Source organism: Pseudomonas sp. LS1212, assembly GCF_024741815.1.
Lineage (GTDB): Bacteria > Pseudomonadota > Gammaproteobacteria > Pseudomonadales > Pseudomonadaceae > Aquipseudomonas.
The window spans coordinates 2950796-2971419 of sequence record NZ_CP102951.1 but is presented as its reverse complement, the minus strand read 5'-3'; the positions used below and the strand labels follow the sequence as shown (position 1 = coordinate 2971419).

Genomic DNA, 20624 nt, shown 5'->3' with positions numbered 1-20624 from the left:
TTCTAGTACAAGTCTCCTTCAAACCCTGTAGACAGGGGGGTTGGCTTGAAATACCCCCTCGTTTGGACTTTAGTTAATGGGGCACGTTTACGCCCACCCAACCGCCGTGGAGGCGCAGGTCATGAAACCGACCGATGTGGGTAGCGAGCCGCAACCAGCGTTGAAATTGCCGTTGTCGCGCGCGGGATCCACCGGCGGGACGTTACCGCAAGCCTTGACCGTGCCGGGAAGTCGGAGCCAGGGCGGGGCTGGCATCAGCTTGTTGGGCAATGTGCAGGTCAAGCGCACCTGGCAGTTGGCCCCGGCCAGCCGCAGCGGCGATGCGCCCCACACCGAGGTACTCTCCAGCAACCAGGGCCTGCTGGCGCTCGAAGCAACGGATGGGACGACGATTTTCATCCGCACCGATACGCTCGTGGCTCAGTTGCGCCGTAGCCGTCCCGAGCTGGTCGATGAGGATGGCGTCATCGACTTCGCGCGTTTGCGCGACAGCCAGGATGTCGGCCGGGGCGCCCTCGGCTGGGTCTGGCAGCAAATCACCGAACTTGCCCTGACCGAGGATGCCATCACTGCTGCGGCCCGGGAGCAGATCACCGACGCGCTCGGCGGGGTGGTGATCGATTGGGCGGCGCGCCGCAGCGCCAAGGTCTTGATGGCCGTTGTGGAGAAAAGCCTGGCGGGCGAGCCGGGGCTTTATCGCTGGGATGGCGGGCTGCTCAAGCCCCAGGACCTCCATGCGCCGCTCGACGCGCGCCTGGAAGAGGCCGCGCAATCCGGGCCGCTGCTGGTGTTCATTCACGGCACCGGCTCCCACACGCTGGGCAGCTTTGGCGATTTGCCGGGAACCGGCGCCTGGAGAGCCCTGCAAAACACGTTTGGCCAACGCATATTCGGCTTCGAGCACCGGACCTTCTCCGAAAGCCCGATCGACAACGCGTTGGCGTTGGTCAACACGCTGGCGCCTGGCACGCGGCTCAATATCGTGACCCACTCGCGCGGCGGGCTGATCGGCGATTTGCTGTGCCTGGACCCCTCCGACAAGGGCCTGGGCGAATTGATCGAGCGTTACCGCAGCAACCCCAGGCCTGACGAGGCCGAGCGTGAGCGGGAGAACACGGCCCTGGCCAGTGAACGCGAACAAGTGGCCGCCGAAGAACAGGCCAAACTGCGTCAACTGGTCGACCTGCTCAAGCAAAAGAACCTGCAGGTCGGGCGCTATGTGCGCGTGGCAGCCCCGGCGCGGGGCACGGCCTTGCTGTCCGATAACCTGGACGTGTTTCTGTCCTGCCTGCTCGGGCTGGTCCGCAGATTTGGAGCCTGGAGCATCGGGGCTGCCGCCGGGCTGGTGGCAACGCCGGTAGCGGGGGCCAAGGCCAGGGAACTGGCCGATGCCGGGCTCAAGTTTCTCAGCCGGGTGGTGCTGGAAATCGCCGATAAGCGCCTGGAACCCCAGACGGTACCGGGCATCGAGGCCATGTTGCCTGAAGCGCCGATGGGTATGCTGTTGGGGCGGGCAAGGGTTTCGCCGTCGGTGAGAATAGCGGTGATCGCCGGGGACATCGAAGCCGCCGGGGCGGGGGTACTGCAACGCGTTGGGGTGATGTTCGTCGACTGGGCGTTTTTCGATCGGGCGCGCAATGACCTGGTCGTGGATACCGACTCCATGTATGGCGGCATTCTGAGCCGCGTGACGGATGCGCGGGCCATTTTCGTTCACAGCGCCCAGGTCAATCATTTCCGCTACTTTCGCGACGATGTGAAGTATCTGAACCTGCCACTGCCCAACGCCCTCGGGGCCTGGCTGCTGGACGCAACGCCGCAGGCCCGGGCACCCTGGCAAGAGCCACTGGCCTTGCCGGACCTGGAGCCCGCCATCGAGGTGTCGAAGGAACGGGGCGAGGCGCCGGTCGCCACTGCCAGGCCCGTATTGATCTTCCTGCCGGGCATCATGGGCAGCCACTTGGCGGCCGATGGCAATCGGGTCTGGCTCGACCCGCTGGGTCTGGCGACCGGCAGTTTGCCCAGAATCGCCATGACCAGTCGCAGAACCGTCAGCAAGGACGGTCTCGTTACGCTGACCTATGCAAAGTTGATCGAGCACCTGCAGCTCAGCCATCAGGTGATCATCCATGACTACGACTGGCGCCAGCCCATTGCCACGTTGGGCAAGGGACTGGCGTCGGTCATGCGCAAGGCCTTGACGGCCCACCCGGATCAACCGGTCAGAATCCTCGCCCACAGCATGGGCGGACTGCTGGTGCGGGCGGCCTTTGCCGCCGACAAGACCCTTTGGCCCGAATTGGTGGCGCGTCCCGGTGGCCGCCTGCTGATGCTCGGTACGCCGAACCAGGGCTCCTATTCCTTCGTGGAAACCTTGCTCGGCCAAGCCGATACCATGCGCATGCTGGCCCGGGTCGATGTCACGCATAACCTGCAAGACATACTCAATGTCGTCGCCGGCTTTCCAGGCGCGCTGCACCTGTTGCCGGCACCCGGTTTCGAGGACGCCGCCGGGCCTGCCGTGGTGGACTTCTATCAGGAAAACAGCTGGTTGCGCCTGGCCCGGTTGAACGACGACTTCTGGTTCGGCAACAACCTCGGTGGGCGTCCCGGTCAAGCCGCGCTGGATGAAGCCCGAGGGTTCTGGCGGGATATGCAGGATTGCCATTGGGTCGACCTGGACCACGAGCGCATTGCCTATGTCTTCGGCAAGGCCGACAACACCGCTTGCGGCGTGCAAATCGTCAATGAGGGCAGCAAGCCCGTGCGGGTGATGATGCGGGGTACCCCCAATGGCGATGGCTCGGTGACCTGGCGCTCGGGCCGCTTGCAGAATCTGCCGGAGGAACGTTACTGGTACATGCCCGTCGATCATGGCGGGCTGACCAATACCACGGAGTTTTTCAGCGAGATCCAGGCGCTGTTGAGCAAGGGCGTACCCAACAAGCTGGGCCGGCTGCCGGTGAGCCGGGGTGAAGAGCAGCGTGCTCCCCTGATCATTTACCGCGGCGGGCCCCCGGCCTACCCAACGGATCAGGAATTGGTCAGCCGGATGCTCGGCAGCCGCGGCAGCATGCTTCGAAGTCGCAAGAAGAAGGTGTTGCAAGTCATTGTAAAAGCGATGGATTTGAGTTTCGTGCAAGTCCCGATCATGTGCGGCCACTACCGCGGCGACCCGATTGCCGGTGCTGAAGCTGTGATCGATCAAACCCTGGTCAACGGTGCCCTCAGCCATCGCCAGCGGCTCGGCATTCATTCCGGTGAGCTGGGCAATGCCACGGTGGTGCTGATGCCACGCTCGGCTGAAGAGCACCTGCGCCAGACCGGGCGCGGCGCCTTGATCGTCGGCCTGGGGGAAATGGGCACGCTGTCGTCCGAAGGCGTGACCCAGGCCGTTCGTGCAGGTGTTTTGAGGTATTTGCTGCATGCCTCTGATTTCTATGGAAAAGAGCAGAGCGAGTCGACTTCCCTCGCGCAAGGTTCGGCCTTGTCGTTGCGCCTGGCGAGTCTGCTGATCGGCACCAACTCCAGTGCACAATTGAGCATTGGCGACTCGGTAAAAGCGGTGGTGCTGGGCGTGCTTCTGGCCAATCGCGATTTCGCCGCCGGCGCGGCGGAGCGGGGCGCGACCCAGGCATTCATCTCGCGCCTGGAGATGGTCGAAGTCTTCCGCGATACCGCGATTTCGGCTGCCTATGCCGTCAGCGAACTGGACAAGAACCTGGTGACAGAACTCTCGCAACTGGAAACCAAACTGGAGTTGGCGGACGAGTTGCAATACGGCGAAGGCGTTCGTCAGCGCCTGAGCGTCAACCCTTTCAGCGACTACTGGCCGCGCCTGTCTGTCAGCAGCGACGACCTTATCGACGGCACGCCGAGCCATGATGGGACGACGGCGCCGGTTTTGCTGCGCGCCAGGAGCTTTCGCTTTGCCTACATGGGCGAAAAGGCGCGGGTAGAAGCGCTGGTCGAACAGCGCCAGCCGGGGCTGGTGGAAAAACTGGTCGACAGCGCACTGAAAGGGCGAGGCTGCACGGACTACCAAAAGCATTCCTTTTTCGGGAACACCTTGTTCCAGCTGCTGCTGCCGCTGGAGTTCAAGTCCTCGGTACGTCGCTCGCGCAACCTTATCCTGATGGTCGACGAAAGCAGTGCCAACTTGCCGTGGGAGATGCTCGAAGCCGATGGCGAACCGCTGATCAAGCGCACCCGCATGATCCGGCAGTTCATCACCGAGCGTTTCCGCCGCCAGGTGATACGTACCGACAGCATGACCGCCTGCGTCATAGCCAACCCCAGCACCGAGGGTTACTACACCCAGTTCGGAGGGGCGGATTGGAAGCAACGAGTGACGCCCACAGGCGCACCACAGGAAGACAGACTGCAGACCCTTGATGGCGCAGAAAAAGAAGGTGAAGCCGTTGCCCATGTGCTTGAGGGTGCAGGCTATACCACATACCCGGTCAGCTCCGGCGCCGGGGCAGGCGAGGTGTTCACGCAACTCTTTGCCCGGCCTTATCGGGTACTGGTTATCTCTGCCCATGGCATTTTCGGCAAGGCCGGTGCCGACGGTATCTATCGCAGCGGCGTGGTGCTGTCCGACGGGCTGTTGCTGACCGCGGCTGAAATCGATCGCATGGAAATCGTTCCCGACCTGGTCTTTCTCAGTTGTTGTCACCTGGCCAAGGTGGAGGAATATGGCAAGAACGACAATCGCCTGGCCGCAAGCCTGGCCCGGGAACTGATCAACATGGGCGTGCGGTGCGTCGTTGCAGCCGGTTGGGAAGTAGGCGACGAGGCGGCCAAGACCTTCGCCGAAACCTTCTTCATGCGCATGGCCATGCATGGCGACAGCTTTGGCGCGGCGATCAGCCATGCGCGCCTGTCGACCCTCGACAGCCATGCCGGCTGCAATACCTGGGGTGCCTACCAGGCCTATGGCGATCCATCCTTCCAGCTCAAGCTACTGCCCGGCGATATCAAACTCGATGTGCCCCTGCGAGCACCGGAAGAACTGCTCGATTGGCTCGAGCGCATTCGGCTGGCCGCACTGGCGCCATGCGCGGGAACTGCCCGGTTCGACTTTGAGACGCTGTCGCGGCGGGTAGCCCAACGGCTGCGGACCTTGCCACCACAATGGGCGCAGATGCCCGAAGTTCAATACACGCTTGGGTTGCTTTACAGCGAATGCGGCCAGCAGGGCTACGAAGCCGCTTGCACGGCGCTGTTACAGTCGATTGCGGCGGACTTTGCCCGGGCCATCGTGCCGCTGCGGTCGGTCGAACAACTGATCAATATCGAGGCGCGTCGGGCACAGGCACTGGCAGAACAGGCACAACTGCTGCGCAAGACCGCGCGCGCCGAGGATGAAAGCATCGCCAGGGAGATGGCCGATTCGGCCCTGGTGTTGATCAACGCGGCCATTGCCCGTGCGGCTGCGCTGATCAAGCTCGCCAGCCCCCATCCAGACAGCCCGGACGACGTCCAGAGTTGCGATGTCGTGCATTCAGAGCGCCAGGCGATTCTGGGCAGCGCCTACAAGCGCAAGGCGGTCATCCTGTGGATGGCGAGCAAGCCGTGGAAGGTCGTGGAACCAATCCTGATCAAGGCCCGGGATGCCTATGCACTGGGCGAGGGCGACCCGAACATGCCCGGCTGGAACCCCTATGCGCGCATAAACCGTTTGCAACTCGATGCCTTGCTGGGGAATGTGCATGCCGACCCGAGTGACGTGGTGCGCTGCCAGACGGCTGCGCGGGTGCGCTTCCAGAACGGCTTCGATTTCTTCGATGCCGTGATGTCGGCCGATGCGGCCGTGGCGGGCTGGCTGTTGACCGGCAACCTGCCGCAGGCCAAGGGCGTGGTTGCCGATAACGAAGTGGCGGGGCTGTGCAATCTCTATTGGGACGCCTTGCAAGGCCAGCGTGCCTCGGTTCGCCAGTTCGATTCGGTGGTCAAGCAGCTGGGCCTGTTGGCCAGTTTCCTCTCTTTACGCGGCGGCAAGGGCGACTTACACAAGGCCCAGACGCTGGAAAGCCTGGCCGAGGCCCTGCAAAAGGGCGACCGGCTCGAGGTGCTGGCATGCGACCTGCCGTTCAAGGCGGCCGCCGAGGCCACCGCCGAGCCGGCACGACCAGGCACTACGGCAACAGCACGCGCAAGATCCAGGGCTGGCAAGCCCAAGGGCAAGTAACTCTTACCTCCGCGCGCCCGGCATTTAACTGGTCACCGGTGGCCGCATGTACTCAGGCGTCAATACGTTGAACCAGATCAGGATCATCAAGACCAGCATCGTGACCAGCACCAGCAGGCCTACGCCCCAGGTGCAGGTCGAGAACAACAGGCCTTCTTCCTTGCGCACGCGCATGAACGTCGGCAAGCCTGTGTACAGCAGGAAGGTCGAGTAGATCGACGCGAGCCCCAGCAGGGTCACTGCCAGCCAGCGCTCCGGGTACAGGCCGGTAACGCCGGCGACAAAAAACGGAGTAGCCGTGTAGGCGACGAAACCGATGCATTGATTGGCGGTCGGGCGAGCATCGAAGGTCCTCGACATCCAGCGGATGAACAAGCCCATGATCACCACCCCGGCCAGAATGGTCAGGTACAACAGACCGCTGAGCTGCAAGGCACTGGCCTGGCTCAGCTTCACGGTTTCATTCTCCGCCAGCCCCCAGCCCACGAGAGTCGTGCCGATGAACAGGCACACCGCAGGAATCAGGGACAAAAGCAGCAGATGGCCCAGGTAGTGGCGGGGGTGGTGTTCCTCTTCCTCGCGGATTTCTGTCCAGGCGAAGTTGGGGTGGGTGAAGAGCTTTACGAAATGCGCTGTCATGAGAACCTCCCGAACGGGCGCGACGCGCGAACGCTGCCTGATGCTCCTTTGAGACCACGGCGCGCCAAGGGTTTCATGTTTTATTGTAGGGCAGGGACGAAAGGGCGTCGCGAAGGAGTGATTTGGCAGGCCAGGGGGTCAATGCTTCAATAGGCAGCCGCTATAGTTATTAGTTCACGAGCGCTGCTGTACGACGCTTCGGGACCACCTGACACCACGGAGTCCGATCATGACTGAACGTACCTGCGACTGTCCGAGCTGCAACTGCAACGTCGGCGAACATGGCATCGTTCGCCATGGCAAGCACTATTGCTGCCAGGCGTGCGCCGATCATCACCCCAACGGTGAGCCGTGCACCGCGTCCGCCAAATGTCACTGCGCTGAAAAACCCAAGGGGTAACCTCACTCACAAGATACCCTCGTCAACATCGATCGCGCAGGGGCGGCGGCACCAGTACTCGAGCAGGAAATCGGTTTCTTCATGCAGTACCGTACGGTGAAAATGCAGAAAATGTTCGAGCAGAAAATGCACCTGACGCCCATCGAGCGGGCAGCCCTCGATGGGGTGCAGCCAGTGGCATGCCAGCAAGGCGCCGTCCGTCGTGAGGCTGGCGACGGCGCGTTCGATCACCAGCAGCAAGCCATCCTGATCCAGGCAGTAGCCGAATTCGCTGAGCACCACCAGATCGAACTCGCCAGCGGGCCAGTCACCCGGCAAGCGGCCTTGTTGGATGTGCACGTGCTCATGCCCATTCAAGCGCTGGCGCGCTTGTGCGATCGCGCCGGGGCTGACATCCATGCACACCAGTTCGTCGCAGCGCTCGGACAGGCCCAGGCTCAACTCGCCGCTGGCGCAGGCGGGCTCGAAAATGCGCTGGTAACGCTGGCGTTGCAAGGTCGCGAGAATCAAGTCGCGCTTGCGTTGCTCGTACCAGCGCCGGCGCAAGGCCCGGGGGTCGTGGTTGCCGCCGCGGCCCTGGAAAGCTTCGGGTGGTGTACTCATGGCAGGATCCTCCCGAAAGGTTGCACGGGTTACCCAAAACGTTGAGCGGCTGACCTCCGTTCATGTACATGGACTTGGGCAGTCGAAATCGGTTCCGGGTTCAATTTGAGCCTCAGCCCCCGGCAGCGGCGCTATCGGTATTCTTCTTCATGCCGCGCAGGTTCATGGCGCACAGGCAGAACTGCAGCACGATCAACGCCCAGGCCTGGGTGTGGTAACCCCAGATGGCCCACAGCACGTTGCTGACGATGAAGCAGATGAAACCCGAAACGCGGCGACGCGGTTGTTGTGAGCCGATCATCCAGGCTGCCAGCACGGTCATGAGCATGGCTGGCCATTGCACGAGGTCCAGGTAGTCCATGGGGGGTGTTCCTTGCGGCGATGAAGAATTTACTTAGAGCCTAGTTCGCCATCTTGCGTATGGCTGCTTCTGTCGAGGCTGCTTTGCAGCCCATTGCTGCGGTCCGGCGATCTGGCAAGCCAGCTCCTACAGGTTCACGCGGTCCATGTAGGAGCTGGCTTGCCGGATCGCCGGACCGCAGCGATGAGGCCCGAACAGACGATGCATACCTTAAAGGTATCGATCGAGACCAAATCAATATTGGATCACCGAAAAAAGCCGTACGAGAATCCCTACAGAAATTCAAGAACCTAGTGGGTATCGTCATGCTTTCTTCAGCCATTGAATCCATCGAGACGATCATCGTCGATCTGCCGACCATCCGCCCGCACAAGCTGGCGATGCACACCATGCAGAATCAGACCCTGGTGATCATCCGCCTGCGTTGCGCCGACGGCATCGAAGGTATCGGCGAATCGACCACCATCGGCGGCCTGAGCTATGGCGGCGAAAGCCCGGACAGCATCAAGACCAACATCGACCAGCATTTCACCCCCTTGCTGATCGGCCAGGACAGCAACAACATCAATGCCGCCATGTTGCGTCTGGAGCGCAGCATAAAAGGCAATACCTTCGCCAAGTCCGGCATTGAAACCGCGCTGCTCGACGCGCTGGGCAAGCGCCTGGGCCTGCCGGTGAGCGAGCTGCTGGGCGGTCGTGTGCGCGATTCCTTGCCGGTGGCCTGGACCCTGGCCAGCGGCGATACCGCCAAAGACATCGCCGAAGCCGAGCACATGCTCGATGTTCGCCGCCACCGTATTTTCAAGCTGAAGATCGGCGCCGGCGAGGTCAACCGCGACCTGGCCCATGTCATCGCGATCAAAAAGGCCCTGGGCGATCGCGCCAGCGTACGAGTGGACGTCAACCAGGCCTGGGACGAAGCGGTAGCGCTGCGCGCCTGCCGGATCCTGGGCGACAACGGTATCGACCTGATCGAACAACCGATTTCACGCAACAACCGCATGGGGATGGTGCGCCTGAATGCCATCAGCCCGGTGCCGATCATGGCCGATGAGTCCATCGAATGCGTCGAGGATGCCTTCAACCTGGCCCGCGAAGGCGCGGCCTCGGTGTTCGCCTTGAAGATCGCCAAGAACGGCGGCCCTCGGGCGATCCTGCGCACTGCGGCAATCGCCGAAGCTGCGGGCATCGGGCTGTATGGCGGCACCATGCTCGAAGGCGGTATCGGCACCCTGGCCACGGCACATGCCTGCCTGACCCTGAACAAATTGAGCTGGGACACCGAACTGTTCGGCCCGCTGCTGCTGACCGAAGACATCATTTGCGAGAAGCCGGTTTACCGCGACTTCCACCTGCATGTGTCGCAAGCGCCCGGGCTGGGCTTGAGCCTGGACGAAGAGCGCCTGGCGTTCTTCCGACGCGACAAACCCACCACTGCCATTCACCAGGCTTGAGGAGAGCATCATGCTGTTTCACGTAAAAATGACTGTGAACCTGCCAGTCGACATGGATCCCGAGCGCGCCGCCAGGCTCAAGGCCGACGAAAAGGCCCTGGCCCAGCGCCTGCAAGCGCAGGGCAAGTGGCGCCACCTGTGGCGCATCGCCGGCCTTTACGCGAACTACAGCGTATTCGACGTCGATAGCGTACAAGAACTGCATGACCTGCTGATGCAGCTGCCGCTTTACCCGTACATGGCCATCGAGGTGAATGCGCTGTGCCGCCATCCTTCCTCGATTCACGAGGACGATCGCTGAGCGAACCGTCTGTAGCAGCTTCTAATAAATACAAGATGAGGATGTAATCATGAATGTAAAAATTTCCCACACTGTCGAAGCTCAGAAGTTTCTCGAAGAAGCCAGCGGCCTGCACAACGATGCCGGCAGCCCACGCGCCAAGGCCCTGATCTACCGTATCCTGCGTGATACCGTAAACATCATCGAAGACCTCAACGTAACCCCGGAAGAGTTCTGGAAAGCGGTCAACTACCTCAATGAGCTGGGCGCCCGTCAGGAAGCTGGCCTGGTAGTAGCAGGCCTGGGCCTGGAGCACTACCTGGACCTGCTGATGGACGCCGCAGACGAGCAGGCCGGCCAGACCGGCGGCACCCCGCGTACCATCGAAGGCCCGCTGTATGTGGCCGGCGCGCCGCTGTCGAACTACGAAGCGCGCCTGGACGACGGCACCGACCCGGGCGTCCCGCTGTTCATGCAAGGCCGGGTCACCAACACCAACGGCGAGCCGCTGGCCGGCGCCATCGTCGACGTGTGGCAGGCCAACACCGGCGGTACCTATTCCTACTTCGACGGCAGCCAGTCGGAATTCAACCTGCGTCGTCGCATCGTCACCGATGCCGAAGGTCGCTACCGTTTCCGTAGCATCGTGCCGTCGGGCTACGGTTGCCCGCCGGACGGCCCGACCCAGCAACTGCTCGACCAACTGGGCCGTCACGGTCAGCGCCCGGCGCATATCCACTTCTTCATCTCGGCGCCGGACCATCGTCACCTGACCACCCAGATCAACCTGGCCGGTGACAAGTACCTGCACGATGACTTCGCCTATGCTACCCGCGACGAGCTGATCGCCCATATCACCTTCAGCGAAGATCAGCAGCGTGCGGCCGAGCATGGCGTGGAAGGGCGTTTTGCCGAAATCGAATTCGATTTCACCCTGCAGTCCGCGGCCGAGCCCAAGCTGCAACAGCGCCACGAGCGGGTTCGCGCACTGGAAGACTGATAGTCACAGGCACGACAACAAGGCTGCGAGACCATTGATCTCGCGGCCTTTCGCTTTGTCTGGACTTCGATAGAATGAACTGTGCCTGATAACAACAATTAGAGTGATCTGTTTATGGATGCGCGTCTGCTCAGTGAACGCAGCATGGTGTTTGATCATGCCGACCCCTATGCGGTGTCCGGCTATGTCAATCAGCATGTGGGCGGCCATTGCATACGCCTGCCCAGGTATGGCATCCCGCAAGCCAGCCTCAATCACCGCAAGTTCGCCAGCCTCGATCTGTGCCGGATCAGCTACGGCGGCAGCGTGCGCGTCACCTCGCCGGCCCTGGAAACCATCTATCACTTGCAGGTCTTGCTGCAGGGCAATTGCCTGTGGCGCGGGCATGGGCAGGAGCATTATTTCGCCCCAGGCGAATTGTTGCTGATCAATCCGGATGATCCGGTCGACCTGACCTATTCCGACGATTGCGAAAAATTCATCGTGAAAATGCCCACCAGCCTGATCGAATCGGTCTGTACCCAGCAGCGTTGGGTGCATCCGGGGCAGGATGTGCGCTTTCTGGAGAACCGCTACCAGTTGAACGAGCTGGAAGGTTTTGTCAGCCTGCTGGCCATGGTCTGCCAGGAGGCCGAGGCCAGCGAATCGATGCCCAATGTCCAGGAGCATTACGCGCAGATCGTCGCGAGCAAGATGCTGAGCCTGATGAAAAACAACGTCAGCCGGGGCAATCTTGGATCGCAGTCGGTGACCTTCGAGGCGATCGCCGACTACATCGAGCGCAACCTCAAGCAGGACATCTGCATCGACGAACTGGCACGCCAGGCCAATGTCAGCCTGCGCTCGCTCTACGGGGTGTTCGAGCGCAATGCCCGGACCACGCCCAAGCACTACATTCGCCAGAAGAAGCTCGAGCGGGTCAATGCCTGCCTGAGCGACCCCAGCTGCAACGTGCGCAATGTCACGGAGCTGGCCATGGACTATGGCTTCCTGCACCTGGGGCGTTTTTCCGAAATCTACCGCAACCAGTTCGGCGAACTGCCCTCCGATACCCTCAAGCGCCGTCGCTGAGCGATCTGCCCGGCGCCTCCAGTCGATTGCAAGAAACGGACGCTGCAGAAAACGGTCGCTGCAGAAAACGGCTGCTGCAGAAAACGGCCGCTGCAAAAAACGGATAGTGATCTGCATTAAGCGGATATTGGCCTTTGCCTCCTAGTTCTAGCATGAGCCTTGCCTGAACAAAAACAATGGAGGCGGCGGCCATGACCCTGCGACCCGAATATCTTCACTCCCTGCTTGAAGAAGACAAAGACAAGGGTATCTACCGTTGCAAACGGGAGATGTTCACCGATCCGCGTCTCTTTGACCTCGAAATGCAACACATCTTCGAAGGTAACTGGCTGTACCTCGCACACGAGAGCCAGATCCCCAACAAGAACGACTTCTACACCACCACCATGGGCCGGCAATCGATTTTCATTGCCCGCAACAAGGACGGTGAGCTCAATGCCTTCATCAATGCCTGCAGTCACCGTGGCGCGATGCTCTGCCGCCACAAGACCGGCAACAAGGCCTCCTATACCTGCCCGTTCCATGGCTGGACCTTCAACAACTCCGGCAAGCTGCTCAAGGTCAAGGACCCGGCGGCGGCAGGTTACCCGTCGAGCTTCAACTGCGAAGGCTCCCACGACCTGACCAAGGTTGCCCGGTTCGAATCCTATCGCGGCTTCCTGTTCGGCAGCCTGAAGGCGGATGTCGTGCCATTGGTCGAGCACCTGGGCGAGTCGGCGAAGATCATCGACATGATTGTCGACCAGTCCGCCGATGGCCTTGAAGTACTGCGCGGCTCCTCCAGCTACATCTATGAGGGCAACTGGAAACTGACCGCCGAGAATGGCGCCGACGGTTACCACGTGAGTTCCGTGCACTGGAACTACGCCGCCACCCAGAACCAGCGCAAGCAGCGCGAAGCCGGTGACGAGAACCCGACCATGAGCGCCGGTAGCTGGGCCAAGCAGGGCGGGGGTTTCTACTCGTTCGACAAGGGCCATATGCTGCTCTGGACCCGCTGGGCCAACCCCGAGGACCGCCCGCTGTACGAGCGCCGCGACGAACTGGCGCAGGATTTCGGCAAGGCTCGCGCCGACTGGATGATCGAAAACTCGCGCAACCTGTGCCTGTACCCCAATGTGTACCTGATGGACCAGTTCAGCTCGCAGATCCGCATTGCCCGGCCGATCTCGGTCAATCGCACCGAAATCACCATCTACTGCATCGCGCCCAAGGGCGAAAGTGCCGAAGCGCGTTCGCGGCGGATTCGCCAGTACGAGGACTTCTTCAACGTCAGCGGCATGGCCACGCCTGACGATCTGGAAGAGTTCCGCTCCTGCCAGATGGGCTACCAGGGCAGCACCACCGCCTGGAACGACATGTCCCGCGGTGCCGAGCACTGGATCGAAGGCGCCGATGCGGCCGCCGAGGAAATCGACCTCAAGCCACTGCTCAGCGGCGTGCGTACCGAAGACGAAGGCCTGTTCGTGCTGCAGCACAAGTACTGGCAGGAGACCATGCTCCAGGCCCTGGCCGACGAGCAAGCCAACCTGATCCCCGTGGAGGCCGCGCAATGAGCATTTCCTATGAAGCAGTGCGCGACTTCCTGTACCGCGAAGCGCGCTACCTGGACGACAAGGACTGGGACAGCTGGCTCGAGCTGTATGCCGCCGACGCCACCTTCTGGATGCCGTCCTGGGACGACAACGACGAGCTGACCGAAGACCCGCAGACCGAAATCTCGCTGATCTGGTACGGCAACCGCACAGGTCTCGAAGACCGCATCTTCCGCATCAAGACCGAGCGCTCCAGCGCCAGCGTGCCGGACACCCGGACCTCGCACAACATCAGCAACATCGAGTTGCTGGAGCAGGGCGATGGCCTGTGCAAGGTGCGCTTCAACTGGCACACCCTGAGCTTTCGCTACAAGACTGTCGACAGCTATTTCGGCAGCAGTTTCTACACCCTGGATATCCGTGGCGAGCAGCCGCTGATCAAAGCCAAGAAAGTCATCCTGAAGAACGACTACGTTCGCCAGGTGATCGACGTCTACCACATCTGAGGCTGCCATCATGACCTACAAGATCGCGCTCAACTTTGAAGACGGGGTGACCCGCTTCATCGACGGTACCGCCACCGAAACCGTGGCCGACGCCGCATACCGCCAGGGTATCAACATTCCATTGGACTGCCGCGATGGCGCCTGCGGCACCTGCAAGTGCTTCGCCGAGTCGGGCAAGTACGACCTGGGCGAGGAATATATCGAAGACGCGCTCAGCGCCGATGAAGCCGAGCAAGGTTATGTGCTGACCTGCCAGATGCGCGCGCAAAGTGATTGCGTAGTGCGGGTGCCGGCGTCCTCGGACGTCTGCCGCACCCAGCAGGCCAGCTTCAGCGGCGCTATCAGCGCGGTCGAGCAGCTGTCCGACAGCACCATCGCCTTGAAAATCAAGGGCGAGTCCCTGAGCAGACTGGCGTTCCTGCCGGGCCAGTACGTCAACCTGCAGGTGCCGGGCAGCGAACAGACCCGCGCGTATTCCTTCAGCTCGCTGCAGCGTGATGGCGAAGTCAGCTTCCTGATCCGCAATGTGCCGGGCGGGTTGATGAGCAGCTTCCTGACCGGATTGGCCAAGGCTGGCGACAATATGACCCTGGCCGGGCCCCTGGGCAGTTTCTACCTGCGCGAGATTCGCCGCCCGCTGTTGCTGCTGGCCGGTGGTACCGGGCTTGCGCCGTTCACCGCGATGCTTGAGAAGGTTGCGGAGCAGGGCAGCGATCATCCACTGCACCTGATCTATGGTGTGACCAACGACTTTGACCTGGTCGAGCTGGACCGTCTGGAAGCCATGGCGGCGAGCATCCCCAACTTCACCTACAGCGCGTGCGTCGCCAACCCCGACAGCCAGTATCCGCGCAAGGGTTACGTGACCCAGCACATCGAGCCGGTGCACCTGAACGACGGCGATGTCGACGTGTACCTGTGCGGGCCGCCACCGATGGTCGAGGCGGTCAGCCACTACATCCGCGAACAGGGCATCACGCCGACCAATTTCTATTACGAGAAATTCGCTGCCAGCGCGGCCTAATGGTGACGTGCTCTGCCTTTCTGTGGGAGCTGGCTTGCCAGCGATGGCGGTATAACTGACACACCGCGGGGCTCCCATCGCTGGCAAGCCAGCTCCCACAGGGGGGCGGTAGTGTTCCCGATATTTGCATGAGGTCACTATGAGTTCTCAACGCTTCCATCAAAAAGTCGCACTGGTCACCGGCGCGGCCCAGGGCATCGGCCAACGCGTTGCCGAGCGCATGGCCGCTGAAGGCGCATTGCTGGTGCTGGTCGATCGCTCGGAGCTGGTCTACGAGCTGCAGGAGCAACTGGGCGCCATTACCCAAGTGCTGACCCTGACCGCCGATCTTGAGCAGTACGGCGAGTGCAGTCGCGTCATGGCGGCGGCGGTCGAGCGCTTCGGCCGCCTCGATATCCTGGTCAACAACGTCGGCGGTACCATCTGGGCCAAGCCGTTCGAGCACTATCAGGAGCACGAGATCGAAGCCGAAGTGCGTCGTTCGTTGTTCCCGACCCTGTGGTGCTGTCATGCCGCGCTGCCCTACATGCTGGAACAGGGCAGTGGCGCCATCGTCAATGTTTCATCCATTGCCACGCGCAGCATCAACCGCGTGCCCTACGGCGCGGCCAAGGGTGGCGTGAATGCCTTGACGGCCTGCCTGGCCTTCGAAACCGCCGGGCGCGGGGTGCGGGTCAATGCTACGGCGCCTGGCGGCACCGAAGCGCCGCCACGCCGTATTCCGCGCAACACTGCCGAGCAGAGCGAGCAGGAAAAAGTCTGGTACCAGCAGATTGTCGACCAGACCGTCGACAGCACCCTGATGAAACGCTATGGCACGATCGACGAGCAGGTGGGCGCGATTCTGTTCCTGGCATCTGAAGAGGCCTCCTACATCACCGGCATGACCTTGCCGGTAGGTGGCGGCGACCAGGGCTGATTTGCGGGATCCGAGATCGCCGAAAGGCCTTCGGCCTTTAGCTGGTGCGCCACTGCGACAGCCTGCGGCAGCGGCTACAAGTTGGCGCACCACGGTCGGCGTAGCCGCTGCCGCAGGCTGCGCTGGAGCCCCGGAGGGGCTCCCCGGCAATAGTGGCGTAAAAGGTACAAACCAGTGAAAGACCTCCTGAAGGATTTCTCGCTTTCGGCCACGGTGGCCGGTTTCATTGCCACGATCATTTCCTATGCCGGCCCCCTGGTAATCATCTTCCAGGCCGCCAAGGCTGCAGGCTTGCCGCAGGACGTACTGTCGTCGTGGATCTGGGCGATCTCCATCGGCAGCGGCGTGTTGGGCATCGTGCTGAGCCTGCGCTTCAAGGTGCCGGTGATCATCGCCTGGTCCGCACCCGGCTCGGCGCTGTTGGTGACCCTGTTGCCAGGCACCAGCCTCAATGAGGCGGTGGGGGCTTATATCGTCGCCAGCCTGATCATTCTGCTGGTCGGTCTGTGCGGCGCCTTCGACAAGATCATCGGCAAGCTACCGGCGGCGATCTCGGCGGCCATGCTGGCGGGGATACTGTTCAGTTTCGGCACCCAGCTGTTTGTGTCGGTGAATCAAAAGCCCGTGCTGGTGCTGGCGATGTTCGCGACCTATCTGGTGTTCAAGCGCTTGCTGCCGCGCTATGCGGTGCTGGCGGTGTTGCTGGTCGGCAGCGTGATCGCGATCGCCAGTGGGGAAATGAACAGCGCGGCATTGGTGATGGGTATCGCGACGCCGGTGTGGATCACTCCCGAGTTCAGCTGGCATGCCGTACTCAATATTGCCTTGCCGCTGGTGATGGTCGCGCTGACCGGGCAATTCGTGCCGGGCATCGCCGTGTTGCGCAATGCCGGTTACCCGACGCCTGCCAGCCCGATCATTGCCAGTAGTGCGTTGGGCAGTTTGCTGCTGGCGCCGTTCGGTTGCCATGGCCTGAACCTGGCGGCGATCACGGCTGCCATCTGTACCGGCCGGGAAGCCCACGAACATCCGCGTAAACGCTATGTGGCCGGGGTAATGGGCGGGGTGTTCTACCTGCTGCTGGGTATCTTTGGCGCCACGCTGGTCTCGATATTCACTGCGTTTCCCAAGGAGTTGATTGCCGCACTGGCAGGGCTGGCGCTGTTCGCAGCGATTGCCGGGGCGTTGGCAGGTGCCATGGCAGAACCTTCGGACCGGGAAGCGGCGCTGATTACCTTTCTGGTCACGGCGTCCGGAATGTCGCTGTTGGGGTTGTCGGCAGCCTTCTGGGGTTTGATTTTCGGTCTGGCCGCCCATGGTCTGCTCAGCCTGAAAAGGGTCGGGAAGAAGGCGGCGACTATTCCAGCCGTTGGCTGACCGGCTGCAGCGATACCTCGGTCGGGGCGCTGGCGGCCAGCCCGCCGAAGGAAATGGACGGGTCGATGTAGCGCATCGCCGATTTCACATCCTTCCAGCCGACATAGGCCATCAGCGCCTTGATGTCCCAGCCATTGGCGGTCGCCCAGGTGGCAAAGCCGCGCCGCAGGGAGTGGCTGGTGTACAGATCGGCGGGCACGCCCGCGCCCTCGAAAATCCTGCGCAACAGCGCGATCATGCTGTTGCTGTTCAAGCCGCTGTCGGCCAGGTGGCCCCAGCGGTCTATCTTGCGGAACACCGCGCCACGCGCAATCCCGGCCACATTGATCCAGTCCAGGTATGCCTGCACCGGGCACAACAGCTTCAGGGCAGGGGTGCGATAGCGGGTACCGATGTGCTGACGATCGCCCTTGCTGTGCGGCAGGTACAAGGTCATGCCGACTGCGGGCTCGGCCTGGATATCTTCGACCTGCAACCGCGACAGCTCATCACCGCGAAATCCGCGCCAGAACCCGATCAACAATAGTGCCGCATCGCGCCGGGCCCGCATCAGGCTGGCCAGATCCTGTGCGGCGGCAGCCTGGCGTGCCTGCTGGTCGAGGTTGCGGATGGTTTTCTCCAGGTGCTGCAGCAGCAGCGGCGCTGCCTGCTTTTCCTGGGCCGGGTGCAGGGCGCGGATACCCTTGAGCATCTGCCGCACCATCGGGGCCTTGGTCGGATCGGGGAAGCCCTGGCTGATGTGCCATTGCGCCAACGCCGCCAACCGCTGCTTGAGGGTATTGATGGAGTGTTGCTCGGCGTAATCGGCGAGGTATCGGGCAATGCTGTCAGCCGTTGCTGGCAAAAAGCCACCCCAGCTCACTTCGAAGTGCTCCACTGCTGCCCGATAGCTGCGTCGGGTGTTCTCCCGCGTGCCGGCTTCCAGGTATCGATCGACCTTGCTCACTGCTACCGCCTCCAAACGTACTGTTTGCGCTCCGCCCTGGGCGATTTTCGCTATTAACATGCGATAACGCTCAATTATTTTATCAGAGCAATGTTCTTTTAGAGGGTTTGTTTTCTTTGGGTTATAGTATGTAAATACATGGTACGTTATACGGTACGATATCGTAGGAGCAAAAGCATGGCCCGGGGCGGTGTAAACAAGGCGGTGGTACAAAAAGCACGGCAGGCGCTGCTGGCACGGGGCGAGAACCCGAGCATCGATGCCATACGGGTCGAGCTGGGCAATACCGGCTCCAAGACCACCATTCACCGCTATCTCAAGGAACTCGACGACAGCGACTTGCGCAGTGGCGCTGTGCAGCAGGCGCTCGGCGACGAACTCGGCGCGTTGGTCGGTCAGCTCGCTGCTCGCCTCAAGGACGAGGCGCAGGCGCCGATCGAGCAGGCGCAGGCACTTCATGACGCGCAAAAACAGGAGTTGGAGGCGCAACTGGCGGCCAGTGAGCAAGCCTTGAAAGCGCTGCAGCAGGCGTTCAATATCCAGAAGGCTGCGCTGGAAGCCGAATCGGCCGAATTGAGCCTCAGCCGCTCCACGCTGCAGGCCGAGCAAACCCGTAACGCTCGGCTGAGTCAGGCCAGCGAAGACCTCCAGGTGCGCCTGAAGGAGAAAGACGAGCAGATCGGCTCACTGGAAGACAAGCACCTGCACGCCCGCGATGCGCTCGAGCATTACCGCAGCGCGGTCAAGGAACAGCGCGAGCAGGAGCAGCGGCGGCATGAAGGGCAGTTGCAACAGGTCCAGGTGGAGGTTCGGCAACTGCAGCAGACATTGATCGTCAAGCAGGACGAATTGACCCGGCTGAACCGGGATAACGAGCGAGTACTGGTCGAGGCGCGCCTGGCGCACAAGTTACACCTGGAGCTGGAGAACCGCTTTCAAGCGCAGACCAATGAGCTGGGCGAACTCAAGCGCCTGCTTGACCAGAGCCTGGGCGCGCGTGACGAACTCAAGCAGCAGGCTCAAGCCCTGCAGCAAGAGCTGGCAACGCTGGGGCTGGCGAATGTGCAGCAAGCGAAACGGATCGAGCTGCTGGAGACCAGAAAGGCCAGGATCCGCAAGGGCGAAAAGGCAGCAACCTGACCGTGGGCCGCAAGGAGCCCCTGTGGGGCTCGGCGTCGCAGCGGCGCACCGAGCCTGCGGCAGCGGCTACATGGGTTCCGCTCACCTCGGTCGGCGTAGCCGCTGCCGACAGGCTGCGCTGGAGCCCCGCAGGGGCTCCCCGGCGATCTCAAAATCTTGCGCCTGCTGCAACGCACTTCAGTGGACGGTCGACGCATCCTGGCCAAACAGTATTTTCCTGGCTTCGTCGTCCACCACCGGTGCGGTGTTGATCGCATCGGCCAATGCATAGGCGCGCCCGGTGGCAGGGCGGGCCTGGATGCGCTCGAACCATCTGGCCAGGTGCGGGAAGTCGTTCAGGTCCTGTTGTTGGCGTTCATGGGGCGTGATCCAGGGATAGCTGGCCATGTCGGCAATCGAATACTCGCCGCTGATGTATTCGCGCCCATCGGCCAGGTGCTTGTTCAGCACGCCATAAAGCCTGGCGGTTTCCTTGACATAGCGCTCCATGGCGTAGGGGATCGGCTCCGGTGCATATTGCACGAAGTGATGATTTTGCCCGGCCATCGGTCCGAGCCCGCCCATCTGCCAGAACAACCACTGCAGGGTTTCGTTGCGCCCACGCAAGTCCTGCGCGATGTACTTGCCGGTCTTGTCGGCCAGATAAAGCAGGATCGCGCCCGACTCGAACACCGACAGCGGCGGGCCGTTGTCGGCCGGCGCGTGGTCGACGATGGCCGGAATCCGGTTGTTGGGGGCGATCTTGAGGAAGTCGGGCTCGAATTGTTCGCCCTTGCCGATGTTCACCGGGACGATGCGATAGGGCAGGCCGGCTTCCTCTAGGAACAGGGTGATCTTGTGCCCGTTGGGGGTGGTCCAGTAATACAGGTCGATCATGGTTTTTGACTCCGGTTATCGGGTAATTTGCCCAGGCATCACCTGCGTTTGCGTCCAGTTCGCAGGCGCAGGTAAACCAATTCTCAGTGCTGACTCTCCTGCAGACGCCGCCGATCGTCCCTTTCAGGAGGGCGCCCGCAGCGAAGCTATTCTCTAATTGCGATGTGCCACGTCTCTACTCGACAGGCTGCCTGATGCGAGGCGTGACAACCGGCTGTAACAATGACCCGATGCATGCCTCTAAGTAAACTGCACTGAAGCTGCCTTCCGTTGGCATCTTCAGTCCACCTGAGGACAAGC

General features: G+C 61.8%; 17 protein-coding genes. 12 read left to right on the top strand and 5 right to left on the bottom strand.

Annotated features, from left to right (window positions below; genetic code table 11):
* The first annotated feature begins 121 nt into the window (after window positions 1–121).
* A complete protein-coding gene (locus NVV94_RS13845; RefSeq protein ID WP_258442968.1) occupies window positions 122–6193 on the top strand; it encodes a CHAT domain-containing protein in 6072 nt (2023 codons plus the stop codon).
* Between the two features lie 24 nt (window positions 6194–6217).
* On the opposite strand, the gene NVV94_RS13840 is transcribed toward NVV94_RS13845, so the two are convergent.
* Window positions 6218–6832, bottom strand: a complete 615-nt coding sequence (locus tag NVV94_RS13840) for a Yip1 family protein (RefSeq protein WP_258442967.1) — start codon at window positions 6830–6832, stop codon at window positions 6218–6220.
* Window positions 6833–7061: 229 nt separating this feature from the next.
* On the opposite strand from NVV94_RS13840, the gene NVV94_RS13835 reads away from it, so the two are divergent.
* Window positions 7062–7232 carry a metallothionein gene (locus tag NVV94_RS13835; RefSeq protein ID WP_258442966.1) on the top strand — a complete coding sequence of 57 codons (171 nt, stop codon included), beginning with the start codon at window positions 7062–7064 and terminating at the stop codon, window positions 7230–7232.
* 6 nt (window positions 7233–7238) lie between these two features.
* Here the strand turns inward: NVV94_RS13835 and NVV94_RS13830 are convergent, their stop codons facing one another.
* On the bottom strand, window positions 7239–7835 hold the full coding sequence (locus NVV94_RS13830) for a class I SAM-dependent methyltransferase (RefSeq protein ID WP_258442965.1): 597 nt from the start codon (window positions 7833–7835) through the stop codon (window positions 7239–7241).
* A 112-nt stretch (window positions 7836–7947) separates the two neighbouring features.
* Window positions 7948–8196: a hypothetical protein gene (locus NVV94_RS13825; protein WP_258442964.1), complete on the bottom strand. Its 249-nt coding sequence runs from the start codon at window positions 8194–8196 to the stop codon at window positions 7948–7950.
* 305 nt (window positions 8197–8501) lie between these two features.
* Here NVV94_RS13825 and NVV94_RS13820 point away from each other — a divergent pair, with 305 nt between their 5' ends.
* The 9 genes from NVV94_RS13820 (at window position 8502) to NVV94_RS13780 (ending at window position 17362) form a co-directional block, all read left to right on the top strand.
* Complete coding sequence (locus NVV94_RS13820; protein ID WP_258442962.1) at window positions 8502–9650, top strand: muconate cycloisomerase family protein; 1149 nt, start codon at window positions 8502–8504, stop codon at window positions 9648–9650.
* A 10-nt stretch (window positions 9651–9660) separates the two neighbouring features.
* A complete protein-coding gene (gene catC, locus NVV94_RS13815) occupies window positions 9661–9951 on the top strand; it encodes a muconolactone Delta-isomerase (RefSeq protein WP_258442961.1) in 291 nt (96 codons plus the stop codon).
* Between the two features lie 49 nt (window positions 9952–10000).
* Window positions 10001–10930 carry a catechol 1,2-dioxygenase gene (gene catA, locus NVV94_RS13810; RefSeq protein WP_258442960.1) on the top strand — a complete coding sequence of 310 codons (930 nt, stop codon included), beginning with the start codon at window positions 10001–10003 and terminating at the stop codon, window positions 10928–10930.
* Between the two features lie 114 nt (window positions 10931–11044).
* Window positions 11045–12001, top strand: coding sequence for an AraC family transcriptional regulator (locus tag NVV94_RS13805; protein WP_258442959.1), 957 nt, complete (start codon window positions 11045–11047; stop codon window positions 11999–12001).
* Window positions 12002–12192: 191 nt separating this feature from the next.
* Entirely contained in the window at window positions 12193–13557 is a 1365-nt protein-coding gene (gene benA, locus NVV94_RS13800) for a benzoate 1,2-dioxygenase large subunit (protein ID WP_258442958.1), read from the top strand.
* On the top strand, window positions 13554–14042 hold the full coding sequence (gene benB / locus NVV94_RS13795) for a benzoate 1,2-dioxygenase small subunit (RefSeq protein ID WP_258442956.1): 489 nt from the start codon (window positions 13554–13556) through the stop codon (window positions 14040–14042). Before benA ends, benB begins: the two co-directional genes overlap by 4 nt.
* A 10-nt stretch (window positions 14043–14052) precedes the next feature.
* The gene (gene benC / locus NVV94_RS13790; protein WP_258442955.1) at window positions 14053–15066 is read left to right on the top strand and encodes a benzoate 1,2-dioxygenase electron transfer component BenC; all 1014 of its coding nucleotides are present in this window, start codon (window positions 14053–14055) and stop codon (window positions 15064–15066) included.
* A gap of 139 nt (window positions 15067–15205) precedes the next feature.
* Window positions 15206–15985, top strand: coding sequence for a 1,6-dihydroxycyclohexa-2,4-diene-1-carboxylate dehydrogenase (locus NVV94_RS13785; protein WP_258442954.1), 780 nt, complete (start codon window positions 15206–15208; stop codon window positions 15983–15985).
* 174 nt (window positions 15986–16159) lie between these two features.
* Window positions 16160–17362: a benzoate/H(+) symporter BenE family transporter gene (locus NVV94_RS13780; protein WP_258442953.1), complete on the top strand. Its 1203-nt coding sequence runs from the start codon at window positions 16160–16162 to the stop codon at window positions 17360–17362.
* Here the strand turns inward: NVV94_RS13780 and NVV94_RS13775 are convergent.
* Window positions 17343–18368 carry a site-specific integrase gene (locus NVV94_RS13775; protein ID WP_258442952.1) on the bottom strand — a complete coding sequence of 342 codons (1026 nt, stop codon included), beginning with the start codon at window positions 18366–18368 and terminating at the stop codon, window positions 17343–17345. The two genes, NVV94_RS13780 and NVV94_RS13775, sit on opposite strands and share 20 nt — an antisense overlap.
* Before the next feature lie 117 nt (window positions 18369–18485).
* On the opposite strand from NVV94_RS13775, the gene NVV94_RS13770 reads away from it, so the two are divergent.
* Window positions 18486–19448: a DNA-binding protein gene (locus tag NVV94_RS13770; RefSeq protein WP_258442951.1), complete on the top strand. Its 963-nt coding sequence runs from the start codon at window positions 18486–18488 to the stop codon at window positions 19446–19448.
* A gap of 177 nt (window positions 19449–19625) precedes the next feature.
* Here the strand turns inward: NVV94_RS13770 and NVV94_RS13765 are convergent, their stop codons facing one another.
* On the bottom strand, window positions 19626–20324 hold the full coding sequence (locus tag NVV94_RS13765; protein WP_258442949.1) for a glutathione binding-like protein: 699 nt from the start codon (window positions 20322–20324) through the stop codon (window positions 19626–19628).
* Window positions 20325–20624: the final 300 nt, after the last annotated feature.

Coding starts and splice junctions, on each gene's coding strand:
- benC (WP_258442955.1), top strand. CDS start 14,053: ATGACCTACAAGATCGCGCTCAACTTTGAAGACGGGGTGACCCGCTTC.
- NVV94_RS13835 (WP_258442966.1), top strand. CDS start 7,062: ATGACTGAACGTACCTGCGACTGTCCGAGCTGCAACTGCAACGTCGGC.
- benA (WP_258442958.1), top strand. CDS start 12,193: ATGACCCTGCGACCCGAATATCTTCACTCCCTGCTTGAAGAAGACAAA.
- NVV94_RS13805 (WP_258442959.1), top strand. CDS start 11,045: ATGGATGCGCGTCTGCTCAGTGAACGCAGCATGGTGTTTGATCATGCC.
- NVV94_RS13820 (WP_258442962.1), top strand. CDS start 8,502: ATGCTTTCTTCAGCCATTGAATCCATCGAGACGATCATCGTCGATCTG.
- NVV94_RS13830 (WP_258442965.1), bottom strand. CDS start 7,835: ATGAGTACACCACCCGAAGCTTTCCAGGGCCGCGGCGGCAACCACGAC.
- catC (WP_258442961.1), top strand. CDS start 9,661: ATGCTGTTTCACGTAAAAATGACTGTGAACCTGCCAGTCGACATGGAT.
- NVV94_RS13785 (WP_258442954.1), top strand. CDS start 15,206: ATGAGTTCTCAACGCTTCCATCAAAAAGTCGCACTGGTCACCGGCGCG.
- NVV94_RS13770 (WP_258442951.1), top strand. CDS start 18,486: ATGGCCCGGGGCGGTGTAAACAAGGCGGTGGTACAAAAAGCACGGCAG.
- NVV94_RS13775 (WP_258442952.1), bottom strand. CDS start 18,368: ATGTTAATAGCGAAAATCGCCCAGGGCGGAGCGCAAACAGTACGTTTG.
- benB (WP_258442956.1), top strand. CDS start 13,554: ATGAGCATTTCCTATGAAGCAGTGCGCGACTTCCTGTACCGCGAAGCG.
- NVV94_RS13825 (WP_258442964.1), bottom strand. CDS start 8,196: ATGGACTACCTGGACCTCGTGCAATGGCCAGCCATGCTCATGACCGTG.
- NVV94_RS13840 (WP_258442967.1), bottom strand. CDS start 6,832: ATGACAGCGCATTTCGTAAAGCTCTTCACCCACCCCAACTTCGCCTGG.
- NVV94_RS13765 (WP_258442949.1), bottom strand. CDS start 20,324: ATGATCGACCTGTATTACTGGACCACCCCCAACGGGCACAAGATCACC.
- NVV94_RS13845 (WP_258442968.1), top strand. CDS start 122: ATGAAACCGACCGATGTGGGTAGCGAGCCGCAACCAGCGTTGAAATTG.
- catA (WP_258442960.1), top strand. CDS start 10,001: ATGAATGTAAAAATTTCCCACACTGTCGAAGCTCAGAAGTTTCTCGAA.